Below are 25,457 nucleotides of genomic sequence, written 5' to 3'. Positions count from 1 at the left end.
CGTGATGGCCTGCCGGAAAGACCCGGGTTCAGCCTTCCAGATCGAAGCGCGCGGTGCGGTCGCTCCGGATATGCGTCTCGACGTCCACCGGCTCGCCATCCAGCGTCAGCGAGACCCCGGACGCGTTGCCCAGGATCACCCGGCCAGGCAGATCCAGGCGAATTTCCTCGCGGTCACCCGAGCTGAGCACGCCGGTCAAAACCACCTCGTCGGCGGCATCGCGGATCTCCACCCAGGAGGTCTCGCCGAATTCCAGCACCAGTTGCGCGCCCTCACCCGCCACCGGACCTTCACCGGAAGTCTCGATTACGGGGGAAGCATCCAGTGGGGCTGCGCTTTCGGCCCGCACGGGGGGCTCTGGCGTGACCGGCTCTTCCGGCACGGCCAGGCGTTCGGTCAGGGCCTCAGCCAGCACAGTGGATTCCGAGGATGCTTCCGGGGCACCGGCCGATCCCTCGGCACCCACCGGCTCCGGCTGGGTGCCCTCCGGGAGGGCCTCCGGCGCGGGCGTAGCGGGCTCCGGATCGGTGCTCCCGGCAGTCGACGGGCTGGGCCTTTCGGCGTCCGGGGTCTGGAAATCGGCGAGGCTCGGGACGGCATCCCGCGCCTCGCCCAGGTTCAGTGACGGCCACCCGGGCGTATCCGTGCGCTCGCTCCAGGCATAGACCCCAAGTCCAAGCAGGATCACGGCCAGCAGCAAGGCGAACCAGTAGATACCGCGGCCACGCCGACGCTGACGGCCGCGCGCGGAAGGAGTTGCGACGGCCCGGAGTTCGGGGTCGACCATCCCGTGGCTCTCGAAGGACTGAATCCACGGATCCGCGGCCACGCCCAGCTCGCGTGCGCAGGAGCGCAGATAGCCGCGCACGTACGCCGGTGGCATGTGATGAAAGCGATTGGCCTCCAGGTCTTCCAGGGTGCCGCGCCCGAGGTGGATGCGGCTGGCCAGGGTCGCGGTGTCCATACCGGCCGCCTCACGCGCCCGCCGCAGACTGGCGCCGGGCTCGTCCTCACCCCGGGGCGCCTCCGGTCCGGATGCCTCGGGGTGGTCCCGGGTGGTCAGACCATGCGCGGCGGAGAAGGACGGTTCCGGATCGGGGTCCGAACCCTCGGTGCGCAGGGAGGCGACGTTGTTCGTTGAATCATCGACATCCTCGACTCGCCCGAGGCCCGGTTCCTTGTCGCGTGGATCGCTCACCCTTCACGCTCCAGCCGGCGCAGCTCGGCCATCTCGTCGCTGTCCGGGTGATGGCGACTCAGGCGCTCGGCACACGCGTTGGCCGCGCGGCTGTTGCCCAGCGCGCTTTCGGCCTGATAGCACAGCAGCAGAGTCTCGGCATTCTCGACCCCCTGGCTGTCCAATCGCTGCAGGAAGGCCCGCGTCTGCATCGGCCGGCCGTCCTGATAAGTCAGCCGCGCCATTTCCAGAAGCGCGCGGGGATACTGCGGATTGAGTTCCAGCGCCCGGCGCAACTGCCGCTCGGCCTCCTCGGCATCACCCGCGTCCGCGTGACAGACGCCGGAGTTCATGTGGGCGATGTCGCGGCGATCGTAATCCGGATTCTTAATCGCCTTGGCGAACAACGCCTGAGCCTCGTCGAAGTCCTCGCGGGCGCAAAGCAACGCGCCCAGGTTGGTCTGCGCAAAGGGGTTGTCCTCGTCGCGCCGCAGGGCCCGGCGATAGTGTTCCTCGGCACGGTCCAGCTGGTCCTTGCGCTCGTAGATCGCTGCCATACCGATATTGGCGAGGACATAGCCGGGGTCATAGTCCAGCGCCCGCCGCAGGTTGCGCTCGGCCTGCTCGAACTCGCCCTCGCGCAGATAGCCGATACCCAGTTCGGCATGCACCTCGGCGGCATCCTCGCGTTCGCCGGAGACCGGTCGGTCGGCCGTGGCGGCACAGCCACCCAGCAGCAGCGCCAGGGTCAGAACCCCGGCGATGCGCAAACCCGCGCGTCCAGTCATGAAGCCCTCCGATCCGTCTGTGGCAACTCGGCATGCAGGCGGAACATGCGCATGCCACGATTGGTTCGATCCTCGACCTGCCCCACCAACTGCCCGCAGGCGGCATCGATGTCGTCGCCCCGGGTGCGCCGGACGGTGGTTACGTAGCCGGCCTTCTGCAGGCGTCGCTCAAAGGCCAGAACGGTGGCCTCCGACGGACGTTCGAACGGAGCCCCCGGGAACGGGTTGAACGGGATCAGGTTGATCTTGCCGGGAATACCCCGCAACAGCCCGGCGAGCTCGTTGGCGTGTTCGGGCTGGTCGTTGACGCCGGCCAGCAGGACGTATTCGAACGTCACGCCACTGTGGGCGTCGGTTGCCTCCACGTAGCGGCGGCAACTGTCCAGTAGCTCGGCGAGCGGGTACTTGCGGTTGATCGGCACCAGACGGTCGCGCAACGCGTCATTGGGCGCATGCAGGCTGACGGCCAAAGCGACATCGGTATGTGCGCTCAGGCGATCGAGGGCTGGAACCAGGCCGGAGGTCGAAAGGGTCACGCGGCGGCGGCTGAGACCGTAGGCATTGTCGTCGGTCATCAACTGACAGGACGGGACCACCGCATCGAAATTGGCCAACGGTTCGCCCATACCCATCAGGACCACATTGCTGACCGCGCGCTTGCGGCCGTCCGGCGCCGGGAGCCGCTGCATGGCCAGCCACACCTGGCCGATGATCTCGGCACTGGTGAGATTGCGGTTGAAGCCCTGCTGGGCCGTGGAGCAGAAGGTGCAGTCGAGCGCACAGCCGACTTGGGAGGAGATGCACAGCGTCCCGCGCCCGCCCTCGGGGATGAAGACGGTCTCGATGGCATTGCCGTCGGGGAGCCGCAGCACCCACTTGACGGTGCCGTCGGAGGAAGCCTTTTCCAGACCGATCTCGGGCACGCGGATCTCGGTCTCGCGTACCAGGCGATCGCGCAGCTTGCGCGACACGTCGGTCATCTGTCCGAAGTCGGTGACCCCGCGCTGATGGATCCACTTGATCAGCTGGGTGGCACGAAAACGCGGTTCACCCCACTGCGCCAGCAGCTCGACGAGCTGTTGGTGGCTGTAGCCCAGGAGATTCAGGGGGGTGGAGGATGCGTGTGCCATAACAGGGACCGGTTGGCTCAAGTCCCCTAGTGTACTGTGCCGAAGGGATGCCTGCCTACGGGGCCCGGTATGCGGTACAACCGGGCCCCGTAGCGCATGCGGGCCCGTTTATCGGGTACGCGGGCAGACGCCGTCGTCGCCAAAGAAGAAAGCGATCTCCCGCTCGGCGGTCTCCGGGGCGTCAGAGCCGTGTACGGCGTTCTCGTCGATGGACACGGCGAAGTCGGCACGGATGGTGCCCGGGGCCGCTTCCTTCGGGTTGGTCGCACCCATGATGTCGCGGTTCTTGGCAATGGCGTCCTCGCCTTCCAGGACCTGCACCAGCGCCGGGCCGGAGATCATGAACTCGACCAGATCGTTGAAGAACGGGCGTTCCTTGTGCACGTCGTAGAAGCCTTCGGCCTGCTCGCGGCTCAGGTGCATCATGCGCGCGCCAACGACCTTCAGGCCGGCCTTTTCGAAACGGCTGATGATGTCGCCGATGGCATTCTTGGCAACGGCGTCAGGCTTGATGATGGAAAGGGTGCGTTCAACGGCCATGGGGCGGCTCTCCTGGTACTTGGATTGAATATCGGTCGCTGGGCCCGGCTGCAAACGCGAGAACCCGCCGAACGGCGGGTTCCCAACGCAAGAAAGACGCGGACGCAACGTGCGGCGCGTAGTCTAGCGACCTGACGCCTTCACAGCAATCGACGGCCAAAGACCCGATTTCACCACGAAGCTCACGAAGGCACGAAGAAGGTCAAGGGCTTTTCACCACAGAGAGCAGGGAGGACACAGAGGCAACCAAGGAAATTAAGCAATTAGGATGCAGTTGAGCGTAGCGAAACGCATCAACTCGGGAACCGGGAAGCTCCGGACCGCGACATGATGCGATTCGCTGCGCTCATCACATCCTACCCTTCTTCGTTGGGTCTTCTCCGCGAACGCTGTGCCATCTGTTGTTAAAAAGGGTCTTGCCCTTCTTCGTGTGCTTCGTGGTCGATCCAAAAACCCGTCAGTCGTCGACGTCGGCCTCGTCCATCCAGGCAAGCTGGATCGCCTCGAGGACGCGCTCTCCCGAGCGCTCGGGGTCGTCGTCGAACTCCGGCAGGTTCATCACCCACTGGCGCAGATCCACGAAGTTGATATGGCGCGGATCGACGTCCGGGTGTTCGTCGGTCAGCTGCATCGCAATTTCCTGGGTATCGGTCCACTTCATCGCTTGGTCCTTGATCAGTGGTTCTCGGAGACCTGGTTAATGGTGTACTTCGGCAGTTCCACCACGAGATCACTGTCGGCCACAATGGCCTGACAGGAAAGGCGCGAGTCCGGCTCCAGCCCCCAGGCCTTGTCGAGCATGTCTTCTTCGTCCTCGGTGGCCTCACCCAGGCTGTCGAGGCCTTCACGCACATAGACATGACAGGTCGTGCAGGCGCAGGACTTCTCGCAGGCGTGCTCGATCTCGATACCGTTTTGCAGTGCAAGATCACAGATGCTGATGCCCGAAGGGGCCTCGAGGGAGGCGCCTTCAGGGCAGATTTCCTCGTGGGGTAGAAAGATTACCTGGGGCATGTTCTCAGTTCCCTGCGTCGTATTCGCTAACGTTGTGACCGGCGAGTGCCCGCCGGATGCTGTCATTCATGCGCCGCGCGACGAAGGCCTCGGAGGCCTGCTCGACGCGCTTGCGCGCGGCCTCGATCGTGTCCGGGTCGTCGCCCTTCTCGCGTTCGGCGCGCAGGGCATCGCGCGCCTGTTCGATCGTCTGGCGCTCCTCCGGCTCCAGGTAGCGATCACCATCGGTCTGCAGCGCGGCGTCGATCGCCTCCAGCACGCGGTCGGCCTCCACCTGTTCTTCGCGCAGGCGGCGGGCCTCCATATCCTCGCGCGCCGACGATGCCGAGTCGCGCAGCATCTGCTCGATCTCGGAATCGGTCAGCCCATAGCTCGGCTTGACCTCGATATGCGCCTCCACGCCCTGGGTCTGTTCGCGCGCGGTCACGTTCAACAACCCATCGGCATCGACCTGGAAGGTCACCCGGATGCGCGCCGCGCCGGCGACCATCGGCGGAATGCCGGACAGGGTGAACTGGGCCAGCGAGCGGTTGGCGTCCACCACGTCGCGCTCGCCCTGTACCACATGCAGGGACATCGCCGTCTGACCATCCTTAAAGGTGGTGAACTCCTGGGCCCGCGAGACCGGGATGGTGGTGTTGCGCGGGACAATGAACTCGACCAGGCCACCCATCGTTTCCAGGCCCAGGGACAGCGGGATCACGTCCAGCAGCAGCAGTTCCGTATCCGGCTTGTTGCCGGCCAGGATGTCGGCCTGCTGCGCGGCGCCAATCGCCACCACGCGGTCCGGATCGATCCCGGCATGCGGTACCCGACCGAAAAACCCTTCCACCGCCTCGCGCACCGCAGGCATACGGGTGGAGCCACCCACCAGCACGACCTCGCCAATCGCACCCGTCTCCAGGCCGGCATCCGCGAGGACCTGCTGGCAGGCCTTCATGGTGCGATCCAGCAATGGACGCGCCAGCCCCACGAGGGTTTCCCGATCCAGCTGGCCGGACCAGATGGAGCCGTCCGCGCGTACAACCTCGACGACAGTACTCGCGGCATCGGTCAGGGCCTCCTTCGCCTGGCGCGCGGCCAGCAACACCCGACGCAGGCGCTGCGGGTCGTTCTCGCCGCCCATCCCGGCCTGGTTCAGTAGCCAGTCGGCGATGGTGCGGTCGATGTCATCGCCGCCCAGGGCCGAGTCGCCGCCGGTCGCCAGCACCTCGAACACCCCGCGGCGCAACTGCAGTATGGAGATATCGAAGGTCCCACCGCCCAGGTCGTAAACCGCGATGGTGCTCTCCTCGCCCTGATCCAGCCCGTAAGCCACCGCTGCGGCCGTCGGTTCGCTGATCAGGCGAAAAACGTTCAGCCCCGCCAATTGCGCGGCATCGCGCGTGGCCTGGCGCTGGGCATCATCAAAGTACGCGGGCACGGTAATCACCACGCCCTCGAGTTCGTCGCCCAGGGTCGCCTCGGCCCGCTGGCGCAGGGTGTGAAGGATATCGGCGGACACCTCGACGGCGGTCTTGTCACCAGCGGCCGTCTCGATCCGCGGCACGCTGGACTCGCCGGTCTTGAGGCGGAACGGCAGCTCGCCGGACAGGCGCGCGACATCCGCCGCGCCGCGCCCGATCAGGCGCTTAACCGAGGCGATGGTGTTGTGCGGATCATCCGCCGCGTGCTCCGCGGCCGCATACCCCACGCTCACCGCATCCGCGGCGTAGTGGACCACCGACGGCAGGATATGCCGGCCCTGCTCGTCCGGCAGGGTATCCGCCTCGCCACTACGCACCGTGGCGACCAGCGAATGGGTCGTGCCGAGGTCGATCCCGGCCGCGAGGTGGCGCTGATGCGGCGCGGACTCGGCTCCGGGTTCGGTGATCTGCAATAACGCCATCGGGTGTTCGGCTCCTTCACATGGCCACGGATCAACCGCGCGCCAGGTTCTGTCGGGTTCGTTTCAATTCGTCCAGCAAGCGGTCGAAAAAGCGCAATTCCAGCACTCGGTCCTTGGCCTCGGGCGCCGGGGCCACTGGATCCTCCAGGGCATCCGCGACCTTTGCCCGTGCCTCGGCGCGGGCCTGCTCCAGCTCTTTGCCGGCGGCCTCCAGCGCGGCACCATCCCTGGCCGCCGCGGCCTCTTCCATGCGTTCGCGCCACTCGATCTGCGCCTCGATGAACTCGATGTTCTGGCTGGTATCGCGTTCCGGGTCGAACGCCACGCCGGTGCGCTCCAGCAGGTGCAGCGCACGGCGGTAGTCATCCCCGAGGATCGCGTAGGCCTCGTTCACGTCGGCCGCCACCGCCGCCGCCATGCGCCGGGCCTGGTCGCCCTGGCGCACAAAGCGATCCGGATGCAACTCTGCCTGCAGGCGGCGAAAGCGCTCGTCCAGCTGTTGCCGGTCCACCTCGAAGGCGACCGGCAGATCAAACTGCTCGAATGGGTCGTTCATCAAACCTCGGCCTCAAGAAGCACTGGTGACGCACTGACAAAAGAAAAGGGGTGGGACGACGACCAGCAATCGGCCGCCATGCACCACCCCGGATGCGATCGTCAGTCAGATACTGAAGCTTTCACCACAGCCACATCGGGCCTTCTCGTTCGGATTATTGAACTTGAACCCTTCGTTCAGGCCTTCCTTGCCGAAATCCAGCTCGGTGCCATCGAGGTACACGAGGGACTTCGGATTCACCACCAGCTTCACGCCGCGATCCTCGAACACCGTATCGGTGTCCTCGATATCGTCGGCAAACTCCACCACGTAGGCCATGCCGGAGCAGCCGGTCGTCCTGACAGCCAGCCGCACGCCCACGCCCTTGCCTCTCTTGTCGAGGAAGTTGTGGATCCTTTCGGCTGCGGGTTCGGTCACTGTAATCGACATAGCACCCTCAGGCAGACTTCTTCTCGGCTTCCGCGGCCTCGCCGTGGCGCTCCTGGTAGTTGGACACGGCCGCCTTGATTGCGTCCTCGGCCAGCACCGAGCAGTGGATCTTCACCGGCGGCAGCGCCAGTTCCTCGGCGATCTGGGTGTTCTTGATCTGGCTCGCTTCTTCCAGGGTCTTGCCCCGCACCCACTCGGTGAGCAGCGAGCTGGAAGCGATCGCCGAACCGCAACCGTAGGTCTTGAACTTGGCGTCCTCGATGATGCCGTCGTCGTTGACCTTGATCTGCAGCTTCATCACGTCGCCGCAGGCCGGGGCACCGACCATGCCGGTGCCGACCGTGTCGTCGTTCTTGTCGAAGCTGCCGACATTGCGCGGATTTTCGTAGTGGTCCAGAACCTTGTCACTGTAAGCCATGACCGTTCTCCTGTTGCGTGTGTACGCGTTGCGTTAGTGGTGTCGAGCGGACCCCTAGTGGGCCGCCCACTCGACGGTGCTCAGATCGACGCCGTCCTGGTACATCTCCCACAGTGGCGAGAGTTCGCGCAGCTTGGCGACCGCGGCGCGCACAATCTTGACCGTGTGGTCGACCTCTTCCACCGTCGTATAGCGACCGATGGAGAAGCGGATGGAGCTGTGGGCCAGCTCGTCGTTGCGGCCCAGGGCACGCAGGACGTAGGACGGTTCCAGACTCGCCGAGGTACAGGCCGAGCCGGAGGACACGGCGATGTCGCGCAGCGCCATGATCAGGCTCTCGCCCTCGACGAAGTTGAAGGACACGTTCAGGTTGTGCGCCACGCGCTGTTCCTGATCGCCGTTCAGATAGACCTCTTCCATGCCGTCGAGACCCGTCCACAGACGGTCGCGCAGCATGCGGATGCGCTCCAGCTCGGGGCCCATCTCGGCACCGGCGAGCGCAAAGGCCTCACCCATGCCGACAATCTGGTGCGGTGCCAGCGTGCCGGAGCGCATGCCACGCTCGTGGCCGCCGCCGTGCATCTGCGCCTCGATCCGCACACGCGGCTTGCGGCGCACGAACAGCGCGCCGATGCCCTTCGGGCCGTAGGTCTTGTGCGCAGAGAAGCTCATCAGGTCCACCGGCAGGCTGGACAGGTCGACTGCGACCTTCCCGGTCGACTGGGCCGCATCCACATGGAACACGATCCCGCGCTCACGGCAAAGGTTGCCGATCGCCTCGATGTCCTGGATGACGCCGATCTCGTTGTTCACGTGCATCACCGAGACTACGATGGTGTCGTCACGCATCGCGTCTTGCAGCTCCTGGAGGTCGATCAGGCCGTTTTCCTTCACACCCAGATAAGTGACCTCGAAGCCCTCGCGCTCCAGCTGACGCGTGGTGTCGAGCACAGCCTTATGCTCGGTCTTCACGGTGATGATGTGCTTGCCCTTGCGCTGGTAGAAGTGCGCGGCACCCTTGATCGCCAGGTTATCGGCCTCGGTCGCACCGGAGGTCCAGATGATTTCCTTGGGATCGGCGCCCACCAGCTCGGCGACCTGGCCGCGAGCGTTCTCCACGGCCTTCTCCGCGCTCCAGCCAAAGCTGTGACTGCGCGAAGCGGGATTGCCGAACAGGCCGTCCTTGGTCAGGCAGCCGGCCATCTTTTCGGCCACGCGCTCGTCAACCGGCGTGGTCGAGGAATAATCGAGGTAGATCGGCAGTTTCAGGTCACTCATTGCGCGTTAGCTCCTTTCCGCGGCCGCTTTGGCGGTCGCATGGCTTTTTCCGGTCGAGGCTTGCAGAGAGGCGCCGTGCATCACGACCTCCTGCACACCGTCTTTTTCCATTTGTTCTCGATGGCGCTGCAGTACGTCGCCCAGCGAACGGGTGCTGAGGAAGTCGTAGACCTGCTGACTCAAATCGGTCCACAGATCGTGCGTCAGGCAGCGCGAATCCTTGTTGCAGTTGGCCTTGCCACCGCAGCGGGTCATATCGACCGGCTCGTCCACGGCGACCACGATGTCGGCCACGCTGATCCCTTCCGGTTCACGGCTGAGGGCATAGCCCCCGCCCGGCCCGCGACTGCTGTTCACCAGCCCCTTGCGACGCAGCCTGGAAAAAAGCTGCTCCAGATAGGACAACGAAAGCTTCTGCCGCCGCGCCACTTCGGCCAGGGATACCGGCCCGTTGCGGGTGTGCATCGCCACATCGAGCATGGCGGTGACGGCGTACCGGCCTTTGGTCGTCAGTTTCATGGTTGAGTGCACTTGTCAGTCATTTGCCGGCAAGCTTAGCAATACCCGAGCAAAACGATCAAGTATTCCCTTGCTGTTTACGTTCTTGTTGGGTCGCCAAGTTCGGCGGAACCTCGCACTCGTCCGGCTCCAGACCTTCCAGATCACAGGCCTCCAGCGGGCCCGAATCGTCCTCGCCCAGGGCCTCGCCCGGATCGATACCGGCGCGCTTGAGCGCCTGGCAGGCCCGTTCCATGCGCTCGTCCAGGTCGTGTACGCGCTGCACGATGCGATGGATCGCGTTGGCCACCGGATCCGGCATGTCCCGCGACAGGCCGTAGGCATCGAAGCCCATGCGGTCCGCCATCTGCTGGAAGCGCGGATCGGGCTCGGGCCGCGGGCCCAGCACCCGGGCGGGGATGCCGACCGCGGTCGCCTCCGCCGGAACATCCTTCAGCACCACTGCGTTGGAGCCAATGCGCGCGTGGTCGCCCACGTGGATCGGGCCCAGCAATTTGGCACCCGCACCGATCACCACCTCGTTGCCGAGCGTCGGGTGGCGCTTGCCGCCTTCCCAGGTGGTGCCGCCCAGGGTCACCTGGTGGTAGATCGTGCAGTCGTCGCCGACCTCGGCGGTCTCGCCGATCACCACCCCCATGCCATGGTCGATAAAGAACCGTCGGCCGAGGGTCGCCCCCGGATGGATCTCGATGCCGGTCACCCAGCGGCTGAAGTTCGCGATCACGCGCCCCAGCCAGCGCATCCGATGGTTCCACAGCCAGTGCGCGAGGCGGTGATACCACAGCGCATGCAGGCCGGGGTATGCGGTCAGCACCTCGAAGGCGTTGCGTGCCGCCGGATCGCGGTCAAACACGCAGCGAATGTCCTCGCGCATCCTGTCAAACATGGGCCGGCCTCAAATCCCGAGTCATCCGCTAGGTTATCACGCCGGTTTCCGGCGCCCTCAGCGGCCCTTTTCCGTGTGCGTCAATATACCGCGCAGCATGCGCACCTCGCTGCCGGTCAGTCCGGCGCGCATATAGAGGTGCCGCAAGCGCCGCATCAGATTGCGCGGATTGTCCGGGTCGAGCACCTCGATGGTCGTCAGGGCCTGCTCGAAATGACGGAACAAACCCTCCATCTCCGCCTGGGTCGCGAGCGGGTCGCGTGCCTCCCCAGCCGTACCCGCCTGCCCGGGATCCATTCCGGTCAGGGCCGCCATGCGGAGCGCGTAGGTCATTACCTGCACGCTGCCGGCCAGGTTCAGGGAGCTGAAATCCGGCACGGTCGGGATCTGCACAAACGCGTTGCAGTAATCCAGCTCGGTGTTCGTCAGACCACTGTGTTCACGTCCGAAGACGAGCGCCACGGGTCCCTCGGCGGCGTTCGCCAGCGCCTGCCCGGCCGCCACGTCCGGGCCCAGTACCGGTACCGAGTGGGTGCGCAGCCGGGCACTGGTGCCCACCACCCACACGCAGTCGGAGACCGCGGCGGCCACGTCATCCACCACGCGCGCCCGCGCCAGCAGGTCATCGGCCCCGGACGCCAGCGCCGTGGCATCGGCATGGGGAAACCGCTCCGGCGCCACCAGCACCAGATCCGTTACCCCCATGGCCTTCATCGCGCGTGCGGCGGAGCCAATGTTGCCCGGATGGGTCGTACCGACCAGCACAACCCGCACCCGGTCCAGGCGTTCTTCCATTCGTGGAGTCTCCGTTGCAAAGCCCGCGGATTGTACACAGGGGGGCTCTCGACTTCCCAAAAAAGAGCGGCTTGTGTATTGTTCGCGGCCTTCCCGCGGCGCGTGCGCGCGTCCGCCGGACACCCCGAAGAACACCAGGAGACACCCCATGCACCCCATGCTGAACACGGCGGTATCGGCGGCCCGCGAGGCCGGACGCATCACCACCCGCGCCTGGGGCCGGCCGGATCGCATGAACACCCGCGAAAAGGCCCGTAACGACTGGGTGTCGGATGTCGACCTGTCCGCCGAACAGGCCATCGTAAGCACCCTGCGCCGTGCCTATCCCGACCACTCGATCATGGCCGAGGAAGGCGGCGAGCAAAGCGGCAGCGACGCTGACTTCGTGTGGATCATCGATCCGCTGGATGGCACCACCAACTACCTGCGCGAGATCCCGCAGTACGGCATCTCCATCGCCCTGAAGCACAAGGGCCGACTGGAACAGGCGGTGGTCTACGACCCGCTGAAGGAAGAGCTGTTCACCGCCACGCGCGGCGCCGGGGCCTTCCTCAACAGCCGCCGTATCCGCGTCTCCGAACGCAAGGACCTCAACGGCGCATTGCTGGGCACCGGCATCCCGTTCCGCGAGGGCCAGGACCTGGAGCGCTACCTGAGCAGCCTGCGCCACCTGGTCCCGGGCACTGCCGGCGTGCGCCGGCCCGGGTCCGCCGCACTGGATCTGGCCTGGGTCGCCTGCGGTCGTTTCGACGGCTTCTGGGAGATGGGCCTGCAGCCGTGGGACATGGCCGCCGGCCTGCTCCTCGTGCAGGAAGCCGGCGGCGTGGTCAGCGACTGGCAGGGCAACCCGGACGTGATGCGCCGCGGCGACGTCGTCGCGGGCAACCCGAAGGTCCTCAAGGCCATGCTCCAGCGCCTGCACAAGGCCGAAAAGGAAGCCACCTCCCGCACCGACTAATGCAGGCCTCGCGCCCACCCCGGGCACCGAGTGTCAGCCCCCGCCGCGCCTGACCTTGCGCTCGATGCGCGTGCGCATCAACCGCAGCGAGAACCACACCCCCGCGACCACGACCGGCACCGCCATCCCGATGGCCATATTCACCGGTAACTGCAACGCAACGACCTCGTCCAGCCCACGTAACAGGTAGGCCACCAGGCTGGTCAGGTAGTAGCTGATCACCACCACCGAAAGCCCCTCCACTGTCCGCTGCAGGCGCAACTGCAGGTCGGCGCGCCGGTTCATCGAACTCAGCAGGTCACGGTTCTGCCGTTCCAGCGCCACGTCCACCCGGGTGCGCAACAGCGATCCGGTGCGGTGGATGCGTGTGGACAGCACCTCCAGCCGCTCCGCCTGCGACGCGCAGGTACCCATGGCCGGATCCATGCGCCAGCCCAGGTATTCGCACAGGGTCTGCAGCCCCGGCATGCGCTTGGTTCTCAGTTCCTCAGCGCCTCGGCTCACCAGCGAAGCATAGGCGCGGGATGCGTGGAAACGGCTGCCGGCATAGCTGCTCAGGCGCTCGACGTCGGAGGCAAGGTCGGAGAGCACCGCCAGCAACTGCTGCTCGCGGTCGGATGCGGCGAACTGCTCGGTGATCCCCGCCATCTCGCCGTTAATGTCGTTCAGCCGGCCCTCGAGTTCGTCCAGTTCCGGCATCAACTCGCGGACCAGAGGGAGCGCCAGCAGGGCCAGCAACCGGTAGGTCTCCAGCTCGAACAGGCGTTGGACGATACGCCCGGCCTCACGCCGGGTGAGATCGACATCGCGCACCAGGAAGCGGGAGAAACCGTCGTCGTGGACCCGAAAATCGGTCCACACCAGGCCATCCCCGCCAGCAACGCCGTTGCCGACGATGGGGTGCGGAGCAAATACGGCTTCCAGCTGCTCGAAGGACCGCTCCGGCATGTCACGCGACTCCAGCGCCAGATGGATCGCGGCGATGGTGCTCCCTGGCAGCTCGCTCAGCCAGTCGGCCGGCACGCGGTTGATCGCCGGGTTGGCGAACGGGTCGCTGAAGGCTTCTCCGGTCACGAAGAATGACCAGGTGGAGAACTCGTTGTGGCGTTCCCAGCGCAAGCGAAACGGCCCCAGATCGCAGGCGACGAAGTTCTTCTGCGGGACCGGCTCGTTCACGCCGAAACGACGGCAGAGCTCCGCCACCAGTTCGCGTTCGCGCTCGGTAGAGTCGCGCGGCGACAAAAGCGCCAGCCACGAGGCAGTCGCTGGGGCGTCCAGCGGTTCGTAGAAACGCGCATGGACTTCGTCGTGAATCGACTCCCGCAAGGGGTGACTCGGGGGCAGGGACGGACTCTCTTTCATCGCGGATTCAACCTGAAGACGGCTTCCAGAAGCCCGGGCAGGCCACGCTGACGGAAGTGGATATGGACGGCAAGGACAGCGTGCTGGCCCAGACGCCGCACCGATCCACTTCACTTTAGAGCGCCCGATGTGCTGGTCTAATGTTGGTGGACACCTCGATTGCAGTCACCACGAAGGGCGGAGCACTCCTCTCGCCGGGCGAGCCGCCCGCAGCCTGTCGGCCTGCACGACCAGGATGGCCCTGGGGAGCCCAGCGTAGTTCGCGCACACCGGCGGCGGCAACGCGAACAACCCCGATTCAGACGGCACCCGTTAGTCGCGCTCCTGCAGCCAAAGGATCAGGCGGGCGTGCTGCTCCGGGTCGGCATCGATGGCGCGGCCCGGACGCAGGTCGTAGTCGGCGAAGGCGGCATCCACCGTCTCGCTGTCCTCGGCCCATTCCTCGCTGAGACGGAAGATCAGGGTCGTCGGGGACGGCCGGTGCACCGCCGGGTGGAAACGCTGGGAGATCATCCCCGGCAGCGGCGGCTCCGGCTCCGAACGGAAGCCATCACCATCGCGGAAGCGCTCCCAGGCCGCCTCCAGCAGTGCCAGGGCCGGGCCATGCTCACCCTCGCCGGTTGCCGCTTCCCAGTCGCGCAGGCCGCGCGCGACGTAGGCGTAATCGTTGAGCGTAGCGGTGCCCGCCTGCTCGGCGGGCAGACCCATCAGGGCCGGCAGCTCCGCCGGGGCGGCGGCGACCTCCAGCAGCCAGGCTTGAACCGCCGCGCCCGCGTCAAGGAAGCGCGCATCGTGCACCGACGCCTCCGCCAGGGCGGACAGCAACAGCCCGTGCGCCCCGGTCAGCACCTTCTCGTCACGCGGCAGGCCGCGCGCCTCGCGCGCCTGGATGAGCGCCTCGCGGCCGGACTCCACCTGCTCGCGAACCTCGTCCCCTGCCAGGTCGAAACGCTCCGCAAGCTGCTCGATCCCCGCGCCACTGCGCGGCAGGTAGCCAAGATCAAAGACCGAGCTGCCCTCCATGCCGAACCAGGCGCGCACCAGCTCCGGGTGGTCGTGGTCCGCGAGTGCCGCTTCCATATCTTCTTCCGGCCACAGGTAGGCCCCGCCCTCGCGGCCCTGATCGTCCACGGCCGACAGGCTGGAGGCGAACCCGCGGAAACCGCCCTCCGCAGCCTCCGCCTGCGCACCCGTCTCGTCCTCGCGCAGGGCCATGTCCCGCTTGACGAAATCGAGGTTCTCGAGCCCCAGATCCACCCAGTCCTCGCGGCCGAAATGCTCACCGGCACGCAGATAAACCAGCGCGAGCTGTGCCTGATCCTCCAGCATTACCTCGAAGTGAGGCTCGTTCCAGTCCGGTGATTCGGAGTAGCGGAAGAAGCCGCCCCCCAGCACGTCACGCAGACCGGAGTGGGCCATCTCGTCCAGAGTGATCTCGAGAAACTCCGCAACCCAGCCTGGGGCCGTGCCGGCCTGCTCGGCCTCCAGCATCGCGTGCAGATAGGGCGAATGGGGGAACTTGGTGGAACTACCGAAACCACCCTGAAGATCGTCGGCCTCACGCTCCAGGCGGCTCCACAGGACCTGCGGCAGTCGGCCCGCGCGGCCCTCGGAAAGCGGTTCCTCGCCCTTGCGCAGTTGCTGGGTGAGCTCCTCGCTCCCACGCCGGGCGAGATCCACCAGCCGGTCGTAATCCGACTCCAGGCGCTGGGTGATGCCATCGAGGAACTCGGCGAACTGGTCACGCGGGGCATACACCACGCCCGTCAGGGCATGACCGTCGGGGGTCACCACCACATTGAGCGGCCAACCTGCACTACCGGCCGTTGCACGCTGGAACTCGAGCAGATAGCTGTCCAGCGCCCCATTGACCTCGCGATCCACCTTCACCGGAATAAAGTTCGCATTCATCCGTTCGGCAATACCGTCGTCCTTGAAGCTCTCCTCCTGCATCACGTGACAGTAGAAGCAGGAGTAGTAGCCACTGGAGATCAACAGCGGGCGTTGTTCTTCCCGGGCCTTTTCCAGCAACGCCGGATCCCAGGCGCGCCACTGAACCGGGTCGTCCACATGCAGACGCAGGTACGGTGACACACTGTCGGCCATCTCCGGGTTGGCTTGAACCGCACCGGGTGCAGCCAGTGCCACAAGCAACAACGGGACATGCATCCCGATCCAGCGGTTTCCGACGGTTGCATACATGCGAGTCTCCAGCAGCATCTAGAAAAGGTTGCTACCCTTTTGGGACGCGCAGACAGGGAAGGTTCATTCCCTTTCCCGGAATTACGCGGATCGCATCGTGCAACACCCCTTGTACATGCGATGTACAAATGTCGTACAATTATTCCATGGCGAGCGCGACGCACATCGAACTTCAAGACGAAGAAGGGTTGTACCCGATCCGCCACGTGTGCGCGGAGACGGGGATCAACGACGTCACCCTGAGAGCCTGGGAGCGCCGCTACGGGCTGATCCGGCCGATGCGCACCCCCAAGGGTCACAGGCTCTACAGCTTGAGTGACATCGCCCGCATCAAACGGATCATGGAACTGCTCGAACAGGGCATCCCGGTCTCGCAAGTCCATCGCGTGCTGAATGACGAGTCCGCACATGGCGCCGCCAGGACCGAATCACCCGAAGCCGATGGCACCCGGCCCCAGGCCGCCGGTGAACGCCGCGCCAGCCCCGGCCCCGGGATCGCCCCCCACACCATGGATCCGATCGCCGAGGCTCTGTATGCCTCGGTGGCCAACCTGGATGCCGACGAGCTGGATCGAATCTACACCCGGCTGGTCATGCGGCACGGCTGGGACGGCGTACATGAAAGCGCCTTTCTCGAGGTTTATCGCCGCCTGCGCGAGGAATCCCGCCACAGTCCCGAGGGCGAGGTTCGCCTGGCCATCTTCGCCGCCTGGGCCACCGCAGCCTTCGCCGATCAGTTGCGCTCGGCCACACGGGCCTGCGACGAGCCGTCCTACCCCTGCCTGGTGCTGGGCGGCGGCCACCAGCAGGTTGGCGGCATGCTGCTGCAGCTCGCCTGCGCACGCCGCGGCATGAAGACCCTGCCCCTGTTCGATGCCACCAGCCCCGAGGGCCTCGATACGCTGATCCGTCGCCTGCGCGCGCCGGCAATGATCATCCATGGCTCCTCGCAGCTGATGCGCAGCCCCGAACTTCCGCGGGTGGAGGCGATCCTCAATCAGGCCGGCCCGCCCTGCTATCTCGCCGGCTCGGCCGCCCTCGAGCTATCGCAGATGGAACACGGTCGCGAGATCGAGGTCCTGCCCGGACCTCCGCTGGAGGCCGCCGCTCGCCTCTCGCGCCACCTGCCCGAATAACCCCGCTCCACCCGCGCCGGCCCCGTGCCCGATTCCGCCTCGCCTGTGGCCGTGCGCAGCCTTCTGGTCGTGCTCGGCGACCAGCTGGCCCCGGACCACCCGGGTCTGCAGGGACTGGACCCGACGCAGGACCGGCTCTGGATGGCCGAGGTGGCCGAAGAATCCCGACATGCCCTGTCGCATATCGCGCGGACCGCGCTGTTCCTGTCGGCGATGCGCCACTTCGCCAAGGAACGCCGGGATGACGGCTTTTCCGTCCACTACCGCCACCTCGGGGAACGCCCCGAGCAGGCCCTGAACGACGCCCTGCGCGCCGACCTCGAACACCTCCAACCGCAAAACGTGCGCGTGTTGCAGCCGGGCGAACACCGCGTGCTGCGCCAGCTGCAAGCCGCCTGCGCCGACCAGGCAATCCCGCTCGAGGTCCTGGACGATCCGCACTTCCTGGTCCCGCTGGACGCTTTTCACCAATGGGCCAAGGGCCGCAAGCAATTGCGCATGGAGTACTTCTACCGCGAGCAGCGCACAGCCCTGGGCGTGCTGATGAACGGCGACGAGCCCGCCGGTGGACAGTGGAATTTCGACGCCGACAACCGCGGGCATTTCGGGCGTGACGGCCCCGGCCTGCTGCCACCACCCCGGTCCTTTCCGCCGGACGCGCTCACCCGCGAGTGCCTGAACGACATCGCCCGGCATCTCCCGGACCTGCCAGGACAGGCCGACGGCTTCGACTGGCCAGTCACCGCGCAGCAGGCACAACAGGCGCTGGACGACTTCATCCAGCACCGCCTGCCCGCCTTCGGCACCTATCAGGACGCGATGTGGACTGACCAGCCCTGGCTCTACCACGCCCGCCTGTCCACCGCCCTCAACCTGCACCTGATCCATCCGCGCACCGTGATCGACGCCGCGGAACAGGCCTGGCGCGATGGCCATGCCCCGCTGGCCGCGGTCGAGGGCTTCATCCGCCAGATTCTCGGCTGGCGCGAGTACGTGCGCGGGCTGTACTTCCATTTTGGCGAGGCCTGGCACGAGTGGAACGCGCTGGAGGCCGACCAGCCGCTCCCCGCCCTCTACTGGGACGCCGACACCTCCATGCAGTGCCTGCACCAGGCCGTCGGCCAGACCCTGCAACTGGGCTACGCCCACCACATCCAGCGACTGATGGTCACCGGCTTGTTCGCCCAGCTGCTTGGCGTGCGGCCTGCCGCGATCCATGCCTGGTACCTGGGCGTCTACGTCGATGCCGTGGAATGGGTGGAGCTCCCCAACGTGATCGGCATGTCGCAATATGCAGACGATGGCCGCATGGCCTCCAAGCCCTACGTGGCAACCGGGCGCTACATCCAGCGCATGAGCAACTACTGCGCGCACTGCCCGTTCGACCCGTCCGAGGCCTTGGGCGACAAGGCCTGTCCGTTCACCACGCTGTACTGGGATTTCCTCGATCGCCACCGCGACCGCTTCGCCCGCCACCCGCGCACCGCGCTGCAGTGGAAACACGTCGAAAAGATGGACCCCGACCGCCTGCAAGCCATCCGCGACCGGGCCGGAGAACTCCGCAAGACGCTCGCCCAGGGAGACCGCATCTGATGCAAAGCCCCGGCCCCACCCTCGTCTGGCTGCGCCGCGACCTGCGCCTGGCCGACCAGCCCGCACTGCAGGCCGCCTGCGAACGCGGCGGCCCGGTGATCCCGGTGTTCATCCATGCCCCGGAGGAAGAGGCCCCTTGGCAACCGGGGGCCGCATCCAACTGGTGGCTGCACCACAGCATCAACGCGCTGGACCACGACCTGCGTGCGCAGGGCTCGCGCCTGATCCTGCGCGCCGGTCCCAGCCTCGACACCCTGCGGGCCCTGGTGCGCGAGACCGGCGCCACCGCCGTCTACTGGAACCGGCTGTACGATCCCGCCACCGTCCTGCGCGATCCGGACATCAAGGCCGGGCTGCGCGCCGACGGCATCGAAGTACACAGCTTCAATGCCCACCTGCTGATCGAGCCCTGGGAGGTCGCGACCGGCCAGGGCCGCCCCTACAAGGTCTTCAGCCCGTTCTGGAAGGCCTGCCTGCAACGCGGTATCGACCGCGACCCGCTGCCCGCACCCGCCGAGCTCCCGCGACCCGAGGCCTGGCCCGACTCGCTCAATCCCGAACAGCTGGGGCTCCTGCCCGCGATCGACTGGGCCGGCGGCCTGCGCGCCACCTGGACCCCGGGCGAGGCCACGGCCCGGGAGCGCCTGGAAGCATTCCTCGACAACGCCGTGCGCGCCTACGCCGAGGGCCGCGACCGCCCGGATCAGGACGGCACCTCGCGCCTGTCGGCGCATCTGCACTTCGGCGAGATCTCGCCGCGCCAGATCCTGCGCGCCTTGCGCCAGGCCGGCCTGCACCCGGACAGCGGCGGCCCCGAGGCCTTCGTGCGCGAACTCGGCTGGCGCGACTTCGCCCATCACGTGCTCTACCACTTCCCGCACACCCCGGAGCGACCGCTCAACCCACGCTTCGAGGCCTTCCCCTGGCGCCAAGCCGATCGCGATCTGCGGGCCTGGCAGCGCGGCGAGACCGGGATTCCGATCATCGACGCCGCGATGCAGCAGTTGTGGGAGACCGGCTGGATGCACAACCGCCTGCGCATGGTGGTCGCGTCCTTCCTGACCAAGAACCTGCGCCTGCACTGGCAGCACGGGGCACACTGGTTCTGGGACACCCTGGTGGATGCCGATCTCGCCGCGAACACCCTGGGCTGGCAATGGGCCGGCGGCTGCGGTGCCGATGCCGCACCCTACTTCCGCATCTTCAACCCGCAAACCCAGGGGGAACGGCACGATCCCGACGGCACCTTCGTGCGCCGCTTCGTGCCCGTGCTCAAGGATGTCGAAATGCGGTATATTCACGCGCCAGGCGCCGGCGGTGCGCGCGGCTATCCGGCCCCGATCGTGGACCTGAAAGCCAGCCGCCAGGCCGCACTCGAGGCCTTCGAGGCCGTAAAAAACCACTGACCCAGACAGGCCCAACCATGACCTTTTCCGAACAGAATCTGTACTACCCGAAGAATGTCAGCTACAACTTCAGCCGCTACGACGAGACCAGTCCCGTGCGTGTAACCCACGACGGCAAGCGCTTTGTTGGCCAGTTGCTGAACTGCGTGGCCCCCTTCCGCATCCGTGTCACCGAGGAAATCACGGGCCCGGGCGCCTCGCGCTTTACCCCGGTCCGCGAAATCGAGATCCAGAGCCTCGACGGCGTGGAATACCTGCACAAGGGCCACCACGGCCACTGAGCAGCATGTAAAGGCCGGACCGCTTTCCCGATCCGGCCTTCCATTACCCCCCTGACGTTCGCACCCGGAACCCTGCATCGCAGAACCGGGGCAAACACCGATGCATGTCATTCATCTGCGTGTCATTCATCAGTGCTCCCCTGGCCTGCTACCCTTGAGACAGGACATCCGTAAAAGGGACGAACGCCATGCAACGCCTTCTCGCCTCCTTCCTGATGTGCACCCTGCTGGTCCCCGGCCTGGCACTTGCTGACAAGCCCGGCGACCAGCGTGCCATCGCCGGCATGGACACCGGACGCATCCTCTGGGACATCACCATTGCCGAACCGGAACGCCTGATTGCCCGCCTCAGCGTGATCCGCGAGACCTATGACGACATGCAGCGCCAGGGCCTGGAGCCGGAGATGGTCTTCGCCTTCCGTGGCGGGGCGGCCGGCCTGATCGCCCGCTCCACCGATCACCTGGATCTCGAGGACGTCTCCGCAGTGCGCCATATCCATGAGCGCCTGGAGGGTCTGCTGGAGCTGGACGGCATCCACATGGAAGCCTGCAACATCGCCACGCGGCGCTTCGAACTCGAACAAGACGATCTATTGCCCGGCATCCAGATGGTGGGCAATACCTTCCTGTCGATCATGGGCTACGAGCACCAGGGCTACGCAACCATACGCATCGACTAACCCCGACCGCGGAATGCCGCTACAATCGAGTCGGGCGGACATTCGGTCGGCCCCGGGACCGCGCCAAAGGCACGGTCACCGGGTCATTTGACCGGGTCACAAATGGCAGCGAAAGACTGCCGAGAAAGACAAGGGGAGGCCTCTTTGGCGCATATGGAAATCACGACCTTCGGCACCGTTGGTGTACGCGTGGAGGACCGTGACATACCCGCTCTGTCCGGGACGAAGCTCGGGCTGCTCCTCACCTATGTGGCAGCCGAGAGCCCTCGGCGCATCCCGCGCGAGGAACTGGCCCGCCTGTTCTGGCCGGATCTGGACGCCGACAGCGCCCGGGTCAACCTGCGTCAGGGGCTGTTTCAGCTACGGCGCCAACTCCCTGCCGGCGACCCCACCCTGCTCGACACTACACCCCGCTACGTGCGTTTCCAGCCCCAACCGGAATCGCGCATCGACTTCCTCACCCTGAATCGCGCGCGCGCCGAGCGCCGCACTGCCGAGAGCCGCGAGACGACCGCCGCGTCTGCCGAGCGTGCCCGCGCCGAGCGCCGCACTGCCGAAAGCCGCGCAGCCACAGCCACACATCCGAACCTCGCAATCGTCTGCGACTACCGCGGGCACTTCCTCGAGGGACTGCGCGCCCTGCAGGATCTTCCGGAGCTGTCCGCCTGGGCCCAGGCCCAGCGTGACCATCACTGGCAAAATCTGCTCGTCTTCATCACCCACAACCTCGTCGCACTGGCCAAGCCCAACGAGGGCGAACCCCTGCTCGCCGAGCTCCACCGCCTGCTGGCGATGGAGCCACACGACGAGACCCTGCACCACCTCCTGATGAAGGCCCTCGCAGCCAGCGGCCACCCGAAGCGCGCGCTCGATCACTATGCCCATCTCGAGGCAGAGGCCGGCAAGGCGCCCGGCGAACTGCTGGCGCGCACGCGCGAGGAAATCCTTGGCGCCGAGCGTGCCGAGGCCACTAGCCAGCGTGTCAAGACCGAGGAGGCCGAACCGGCCATCCTGCGCCCGGAACGTCGGCGGGTCACCGTCGTGGCCTGCCATGTCCAGCCCGACGCGGAAGCCGACATCGAGATCCAGCAGCAGCAGGTGAACCGCGCCCTGGAGCACGTCGACTTCGTCCTGCTGAGCCATCACGGCCATGTGGTTCCCTCCCCGGGACACGGCCTGCTGGCTTATTTCGGCTACCCGGCCGGTCGCGAAGAGGCCACCGTCGACGCCGTACACGCCGCCTGGCAAGCGCTGGAGACCGCCCCCGCCGACTGCAAGCTGCGTCTGGCCGTGGATAGCGATCTGATCGTCACCGGTGCCGACCCCGACCTGCCCGATCCGACCGGCCAGCTCACCGCCCGTGTCCACGACTGCGCGCAGCACGCCGATCCCGGCACCCTGCGCGTCAGCGCACCGACCTACGCCCGTGTCTCGGGGTACTTCAGCTTCCGCGCGACCGAGGACGGTACCGGTACCTACCGTGTCACCGGCGACCCCGGCCCGCTGGACCGGGTGGATGCGCAGAGCCTGCGCGACCTCACGCCCCTTACCGGGCGCAGCAAGGAACTGCAACAGCTTCGGGGGCACTGGGATCAGGTCCTGGAAAGTAGCGAGGTCCGCTTCGTGCTGGTCCAGGGTGAGGCCGGGCTGGGCAAGAGCCGGCTTGCCCGGGGGCTCGACCAGCAAGTCCGCGGGCAGGCTCGCTCACGCTACCTGCTCAAGTGCCGCGAGGACCGCACTCGGCAGCTCCTGGCGCCTGTACGTCAGGCCTTTGCCACCTGGATGGGTCAGGATAGCCTGCGCGAAGCCCGCCAGCGGCGCCTCGAAGGCGCCCTCAAGATGGCGGGCACACCTCCCAAACTCGCACCACGCCTCGCCCATTGGCTGACCCACCCGGAGGCCGACGGCCCCGAGAGCCTGGCTCACGAGGGGCTGGACCGTGACCGCATCATCGACACCCTGGTCGAACTGGTCCACCGACGGTCGGCCCATGGACCGACCCTGCTCATCTGCGACGACCTGCACTGGATGGACTCCGGTACCTCGGAGTTCCTGCGACGCCTGTACCAGCGCCTGCATCACCGACCGATCATGGCCATCCTGACGGCCCGCATGAGCTTTCGCTCCTCCTGGCGCGACCTGTCGCTGGAGCACATCCGCCTCCACGGCCTGGACGATGCCGCCGCACACGGCCTGGTGGACCGTCTGGACCCGAATGGCCGCCTTTCCAGCGGCCTGCGCAACCAACTGGTCGAGCGTGGCGAGGGCGTCCCGCTGTTTCTCGAGGAGCTCACGCGCTATGCCCTCGAAGCCGCCCGCACCGGCCAGCTGCCCGAAACCCTGCCGCCAGGACTCTCCAATCTCCTGGTCGCGCGTCTGGAACAGCTCGGCAGTGCCCGCGAACTGGCGCATTCCGCCGCAGTCATCGGGCGCGACTTCGACACCCGGATCCTCAGCCGCCTGCGCGGCCAGCCCGCCGATACCATCCGCCGCCAGCTGACGCGCCTGACCGGGAAGGGCTTCATCGAACCCGCCGGCATGGTGGATGGTGTGCGCTATCGCTTCCGCCACGTCCTGTTCCGCCAGGCGGCCTACGAATCGATGCTGCTGAGCGACCGCACCCGTCTGCACGGCCAGCTGGCCGATTTGATGCAGGAAGACGGCGAGCATGGCATGCAGACCGCCGACTGGGGTCGCATCGCCAACCACCTTTACCACGCCGGTCGCTATCCGGAGGCCGTAAACGCCTGGCTGCAGGCCGGTGAAGCCGCCTTCGCCCGCGGCATCCTGCCCGAGGCCTCGCACTACTTCGAAGACGCCCTGGACTGCCTGGAGCGTCACCCAGAGGCCCACGCGAGCGGCGATCTGGCGACCCACGAACGTGACACCCTGCGCGCCCTGGGTGGCCTGGGGGCCTCCAACCTGGCCCTGCTGGGCTACGGGTCGCGCACGGTCAACGATATCTTCGAACGCGCCATGCGCCTCACCGCCCCGGAACAGGACCCGGTACAGTACTTCCGCGTCCTCTGGGGCCTGTGGCACGGCGCCGGCTCCTGGCATGGATTCCAGGAGGCTCATCGCCTCGCCGCGGAGATGGAGCAACTGGCCGAGCGCTCCGGCGACCGCCTGCTGCGCATCGCGGCCCATTATGTCCAGGGCAACACCCATTTCTGGACCGGCCGCTTCGGCGAGGCGCTGGAACACCAGACGCGGGCGGTCAAGCTCTATCGCGACGCCGACCACGCAACCCTGGTGGCGCGCCATACCGAAAACCCGGCCATCAGCGCCCGGGGCTTCATGGCCTGGACGTTGCTCCATCTGGGAAATCACGCGCGCGCCTGGACCGAAATGGATGCCGCGTGCCAACAGGCAGACCAACTCGGCCATCGGCCTACCGAGGCCTTCGTATATGCCTTCCGCTCGGTACTCGGCTTTTTCTCCAGCGACCCGGAATCCGCGCTGCCTGCAGCGCGCCACGCGCTCTCCATCGCCCGCGAGTACGACTACCCACTGTGGCGCGCCGCCGGCATCACCCTCGAGAGTTGGGCCCTGGCCCGGAAGGGCCAGGCCGATGCCTACCAGGCCATCGAACAGCAGGTCGAGGCGATGCGCCACATCATGGATGGCGTCAACACCATCTTCCAGCTCATCCTGCTGGACGCCCTGGAGGCCAGCGACATCGCGGCCGAACAGCGCCTGGCAATCGCCGACGAGGCGTTGACAGGCTGCCGCAAGCGCGGCGATCTCGCCTTCGAACCGGCCATCCGCCGGTTGCGCGCCGTCGCCCTGCTCGCCCGCAGCAAAGGGAAAGCCGACGACGGCTGGCAGGACCTGGAAAGCGCGCGCAGCATCGCCCACGAACAGGGCAATCCCAATATCGAACGCCAGGCCCTGCTCGATTACGCCCGATTCGCCACCGACCCACAGGTGCAGACCTGGGCCGAACGCGAACTCCTGCGCATCAACCATTGCATCATCCCGCGCCCGGACACAGAAGAACCCCGTCAGCGCGACCCCCGCCTCGCCTGACATCAGCCGCCGGGACAAGCGCCCGGCGGCCAAGGCGCTACCGGTGTGTGATCCCAACACCACAAAAAAAAAGGGTTCATCGAGCATTACCGGGGAAGGCTGCGCGGATTTTGAGGAAGAAGTATTCCTGGTCGCGGTAGCCATAGGCCCGACGCTTGATGACCTTGATCGTGTTGTTAATGCCCTCGACGACGCTGGTGTTCAGCCGGTGGCGGCAGCGCGAGACGATGCCGGGTAGGTAGGGCTCCAGCAGGCGTGCGAAGCGCTGCAGGGCCTGGATTCCACTCTCGTGCGCTTGCTGCACCCATTGCCGCCACGCCTGGTACGTCCGCTCGGGGCTGCGCTGGAACCACAGTCTCTTGAGTTCGTCGCGTAAGAGGTAGACCGTCAGT

General features: G+C 66.5%; 24 protein-coding genes. 7 read left to right on the top strand and 17 right to left on the bottom strand.

Going from position 1 to position 25,457, the window contains the following annotated elements; all coding sequences use genetic code 11:
- Window positions 1–28: 28 nt before the first annotated feature.
- From F816_RS0106150 to F816_RS0106085, 14 genes are all read right to left on the bottom strand, one after another.
- Complete coding sequence (locus F816_RS0106150) at window positions 29–1,198, bottom strand: helix-turn-helix domain-containing protein (protein WP_019593970.1); 1,170 nt, start codon at window positions 1,196–1,198, stop codon at window positions 29–31.
- Window positions 1,195–1,965 carry a type IV pilus biogenesis/stability protein PilW gene (gene pilW, locus F816_RS0106145; protein WP_019593969.1) on the bottom strand — a complete coding sequence of 257 codons (771 nt, stop codon included), beginning with the start codon at window positions 1,963–1,965 and terminating at the stop codon, window positions 1,195–1,197. The genes F816_RS0106150 and pilW overlap by 4 nt, the downstream gene beginning before the upstream one ends.
- The gene (locus F816_RS0106140; protein WP_019593968.1) at window positions 1,962–3,095 is read right to left on the bottom strand and encodes a bifunctional tRNA (adenosine(37)-C2)-methyltransferase TrmG/ribosomal RNA large subunit methyltransferase RlmN; all 1,134 of its coding nucleotides are present in this window, start codon (window positions 3,093–3,095) and stop codon (window positions 1,962–1,964) included. The genes pilW and F816_RS0106140 overlap by 4 nt, the downstream gene beginning before the upstream one ends.
- Before the next feature lie 108 nt (window positions 3,096–3,203).
- The gene (ndk, locus tag F816_RS0106135) at window positions 3,204–3,635 is read right to left on the bottom strand and encodes a nucleoside-diphosphate kinase (protein WP_018145981.1); all 432 of its coding nucleotides are present in this window, start codon (window positions 3,633–3,635) and stop codon (window positions 3,204–3,206) included.
- Between the two features lie 457 nt (window positions 3,636–4,092).
- Window positions 4,093–4,296: a Fe-S cluster assembly protein IscX gene (gene iscX / locus F816_RS0106130; RefSeq protein WP_019593967.1), complete on the bottom strand. Its 204-nt coding sequence runs from the start codon at window positions 4,294–4,296 to the stop codon at window positions 4,093–4,095.
- Window positions 4,297–4,310: 14 nt separating this feature from the next.
- Window positions 4,311–4,649: an ISC system 2Fe-2S type ferredoxin gene (gene fdx / locus F816_RS0106125; RefSeq protein ID WP_019593966.1), complete on the bottom strand. Its 339-nt coding sequence runs from the start codon at window positions 4,647–4,649 to the stop codon at window positions 4,311–4,313.
- Window positions 4,650–4,653: 4 nt separating this feature from the next.
- A complete protein-coding gene (hscA, locus tag F816_RS0106120; RefSeq protein ID WP_019593965.1) occupies window positions 4,654–6,537 on the bottom strand; it encodes a Fe-S protein assembly chaperone HscA in 1,884 nt (627 codons plus the stop codon).
- Window positions 6,538–6,568: 31 nt separating this feature from the next.
- Window positions 6,569–7,093: a Fe-S protein assembly co-chaperone HscB gene (gene hscB / locus F816_RS0106115; protein WP_019593964.1), complete on the bottom strand. Its 525-nt coding sequence runs from the start codon at window positions 7,091–7,093 to the stop codon at window positions 6,569–6,571.
- A gap of 105 nt (window positions 7,094–7,198) precedes the next feature.
- Complete coding sequence (iscA, locus tag F816_RS0106110) at window positions 7,199–7,522, bottom strand: iron-sulfur cluster assembly protein IscA (protein ID WP_018939093.1); 324 nt, start codon at window positions 7,520–7,522, stop codon at window positions 7,199–7,201.
- A gap of 7 nt (window positions 7,523–7,529) precedes the next feature.
- A complete protein-coding gene (iscU, locus tag F816_RS0106105; protein ID WP_018145987.1) occupies window positions 7,530–7,940 on the bottom strand; it encodes a Fe-S cluster assembly scaffold IscU in 411 nt (136 codons plus the stop codon).
- 54 nt (window positions 7,941–7,994) lie between these two features.
- Window positions 7,995–9,218 carry an IscS subfamily cysteine desulfurase gene (locus F816_RS0106100; protein ID WP_018145988.1) on the bottom strand — a complete coding sequence of 408 codons (1,224 nt, stop codon included), beginning with the start codon at window positions 9,216–9,218 and terminating at the stop codon, window positions 7,995–7,997.
- Window positions 9,219–9,224: 6 nt separating this feature from the next.
- Window positions 9,225–9,737: an Rrf2 family transcriptional regulator gene (locus tag F816_RS0106095; protein ID WP_019593963.1), complete on the bottom strand. Its 513-nt coding sequence runs from the start codon at window positions 9,735–9,737 to the stop codon at window positions 9,225–9,227.
- A 58-nt stretch (window positions 9,738–9,795) separates the two neighbouring features.
- Entirely contained in the window at window positions 9,796–10,623 is an 828-nt protein-coding gene (gene cysE / locus F816_RS0106090; RefSeq protein WP_196801671.1) for a serine O-acetyltransferase, read from the bottom strand.
- 57 nt (window positions 10,624–10,680) lie between these two features.
- The gene (locus F816_RS0106085; RefSeq protein WP_019593961.1) at window positions 10,681–11,418 is read right to left on the bottom strand and encodes an RNA methyltransferase; all 738 of its coding nucleotides are present in this window, start codon (window positions 11,416–11,418) and stop codon (window positions 10,681–10,683) included.
- A 148-nt stretch (window positions 11,419–11,566) separates the two neighbouring features.
- Between F816_RS0106085 and F816_RS0106080 the strand changes: the two genes are divergently transcribed.
- Window positions 11,567–12,376: an inositol monophosphatase family protein gene (locus F816_RS0106080; protein WP_019593960.1), complete on the top strand. Its 810-nt coding sequence runs from the start codon at window positions 11,567–11,569 to the stop codon at window positions 12,374–12,376.
- 33 nt (window positions 12,377–12,409) lie between these two features.
- On the opposite strand, the gene F816_RS0106075 is transcribed toward F816_RS0106080, so the two are convergent.
- The gene (locus F816_RS0106075) at window positions 12,410–13,738 is read right to left on the bottom strand and encodes a DUF3422 family protein (RefSeq protein ID WP_026333153.1); all 1,329 of its coding nucleotides are present in this window, start codon (window positions 13,736–13,738) and stop codon (window positions 12,410–12,412) included.
- Window positions 13,739–14,050: 312 nt separating this feature from the next.
- A complete protein-coding gene (locus tag F816_RS0106070; protein WP_019593958.1) occupies window positions 14,051–15,940 on the bottom strand; it encodes a thioredoxin domain-containing protein in 1,890 nt (629 codons plus the stop codon).
- A 128-nt stretch (window positions 15,941–16,068) separates the two neighbouring features.
- On the opposite strand from F816_RS0106070, the gene F816_RS0106065 reads away from it, so the two are divergent.
- From F816_RS0106065 to F816_RS0106040, 6 genes are all read left to right on the top strand, one after another.
- A complete protein-coding gene (locus F816_RS0106065) occupies window positions 16,069–17,076 on the top strand; it encodes a MerR family transcriptional regulator (RefSeq protein WP_019593957.1) in 1,008 nt (335 codons plus the stop codon).
- A 45-nt stretch (window positions 17,077–17,121) separates the two neighbouring features.
- Entirely contained in the window at window positions 17,122–18,669 is a 1,548-nt protein-coding gene (locus F816_RS0106060; RefSeq protein ID WP_019593956.1) for a cryptochrome/photolyase family protein, read from the top strand.
- Window positions 18,669–20,075 carry a deoxyribodipyrimidine photo-lyase gene (locus tag F816_RS0106055; RefSeq protein ID WP_019593955.1) on the top strand — a complete coding sequence of 469 codons (1,407 nt, stop codon included), beginning with the start codon at window positions 18,669–18,671 and terminating at the stop codon, window positions 20,073–20,075. Before F816_RS0106060 ends, F816_RS0106055 begins: the two co-directional genes overlap by 1 nt.
- Window positions 20,076–20,092: 17 nt before the next feature.
- Window positions 20,093–20,356 (top strand): hypothetical protein, encoded by a 264-nt coding sequence (locus tag F816_RS0106050; protein WP_018938726.1) that lies wholly within the window; start codon window positions 20,093–20,095, stop codon window positions 20,354–20,356.
- A 188-nt stretch (window positions 20,357–20,544) separates the two neighbouring features.
- Window positions 20,545–21,036 carry a hypothetical protein gene (locus tag F816_RS0106045; protein WP_019593954.1) on the top strand — a complete coding sequence of 164 codons (492 nt, stop codon included), beginning with the start codon at window positions 20,545–20,547 and terminating at the stop codon, window positions 21,034–21,036.
- Window positions 21,037–21,189: 153 nt separating this feature from the next.
- Window positions 21,190–25,065: an AAA family ATPase gene (locus tag F816_RS0106040; protein ID WP_019593953.1), complete on the top strand. Its 3,876-nt coding sequence runs from the start codon at window positions 21,190–21,192 to the stop codon at window positions 25,063–25,065.
- Window positions 25,066–25,141: 76 nt separating this feature from the next.
- Here F816_RS0106040 and F816_RS0106035 read toward each other — a convergent pair.
- The coding region (locus F816_RS0106035) for a transposase (protein ID WP_019593952.1) at window positions 25,142–25,457 on the bottom strand (316 nt) is incomplete at its 5' end.

Origin of the sequence: Thioalkalivibrio sp. ALM2T (assembly GCF_000381505.1) — a bacterium.
Taxonomy (GTDB): Bacteria; Pseudomonadota; Gammaproteobacteria; order Ectothiorhodospirales; family Ectothiorhodospiraceae; genus Thioalkalivibrio; species Thioalkalivibrio versutus.
Note: the sequence above shows the minus strand (reverse complement) of the source record. Positions and strands in the feature narration are given on the sequence as shown.

Coding starts and splice junctions, on each gene's coding strand:
- pilW (WP_019593969.1), bottom strand. CDS start 1,965: ATGACTGGACGCGCGGGTTTGCGCATCGCCGGGGTTCTGACCCTGGCG.
- F816_RS0106140 (WP_019593968.1), bottom strand. CDS start 3,095: ATGGCACACGCATCCTCCACCCCCCTGAATCTCCTGGGCTACAGCCAC.
- ndk (WP_018145981.1), bottom strand. CDS start 3,635: ATGGCCGTTGAACGCACCCTTTCCATCATCAAGCCTGACGCCGTTGCC.
- iscX (WP_019593967.1), bottom strand. CDS start 4,296: ATGAAGTGGACCGATACCCAGGAAATTGCGATGCAGCTGACCGACGAA.
- fdx (WP_019593966.1), bottom strand. CDS start 4,649: ATGCCCCAGGTAATCTTTCTACCCCACGAGGAAATCTGCCCTGAAGGC.
- hscA (WP_019593965.1), bottom strand. CDS start 6,537: ATGGCGTTATTGCAGATCACCGAACCCGGAGCCGAGTCCGCGCCGCAT.
- hscB (WP_019593964.1), bottom strand. CDS start 7,093: ATGAACGACCCATTCGAGCAGTTTGATCTGCCGGTCGCCTTCGAGGTG.
- iscA (WP_018939093.1), bottom strand. CDS start 7,522: ATGTCGATTACAGTGACCGAACCCGCAGCCGAAAGGATCCACAACTTC.
- iscU (WP_018145987.1), bottom strand. CDS start 7,940: ATGGCTTACAGTGACAAGGTTCTGGACCACTACGAAAATCCGCGCAAT.
- F816_RS0106100 (WP_018145988.1), bottom strand. CDS start 9,218: ATGAGTGACCTGAAACTGCCGATCTACCTCGATTATTCCTCGACCACG.
- F816_RS0106095 (WP_019593963.1), bottom strand. CDS start 9,737: ATGAAACTGACGACCAAAGGCCGGTACGCCGTCACCGCCATGCTCGAT.
- cysE (WP_196801671.1), bottom strand. CDS start 10,623: ATGTTTGACAGGATGCGCGAGGACATTCGCTGCGTGTTTGACCGCGAT.
- F816_RS0106085 (WP_019593961.1), bottom strand. CDS start 11,418: ATGGAAGAACGCCTGGACCGGGTGCGGGTTGTGCTGGTCGGTACGACC.
- F816_RS0106080 (WP_019593960.1), top strand. CDS start 11,567: ATGCACCCCATGCTGAACACGGCGGTATCGGCGGCCCGCGAGGCCGGA.
- F816_RS0106075 (WP_026333153.1), bottom strand. CDS start 13,738: ATGAAAGAGAGTCCGTCCCTGCCCCCGAGTCACCCCTTGCGGGAGTCG.
- F816_RS0106070 (WP_019593958.1), bottom strand. CDS start 15,940: ATGTATGCAACCGTCGGAAACCGCTGGATCGGGATGCATGTCCCGTTG.
- F816_RS0106065 (WP_019593957.1), top strand. CDS start 16,069: ATGTCGTACAATTATTCCATGGCGAGCGCGACGCACATCGAACTTCAA.
- F816_RS0106055 (WP_019593955.1), top strand. CDS start 18,669: ATGCAAAGCCCCGGCCCCACCCTCGTCTGGCTGCGCCGCGACCTGCGC.
- F816_RS0106050 (WP_018938726.1), top strand. CDS start 20,093: ATGACCTTTTCCGAACAGAATCTGTACTACCCGAAGAATGTCAGCTAC.
- F816_RS0106045 (WP_019593954.1), top strand. CDS start 20,545: ATGCAACGCCTTCTCGCCTCCTTCCTGATGTGCACCCTGCTGGTCCCC.
- F816_RS0106040 (WP_019593953.1), top strand. CDS start 21,190: ATGGAAATCACGACCTTCGGCACCGTTGGTGTACGCGTGGAGGACCGT.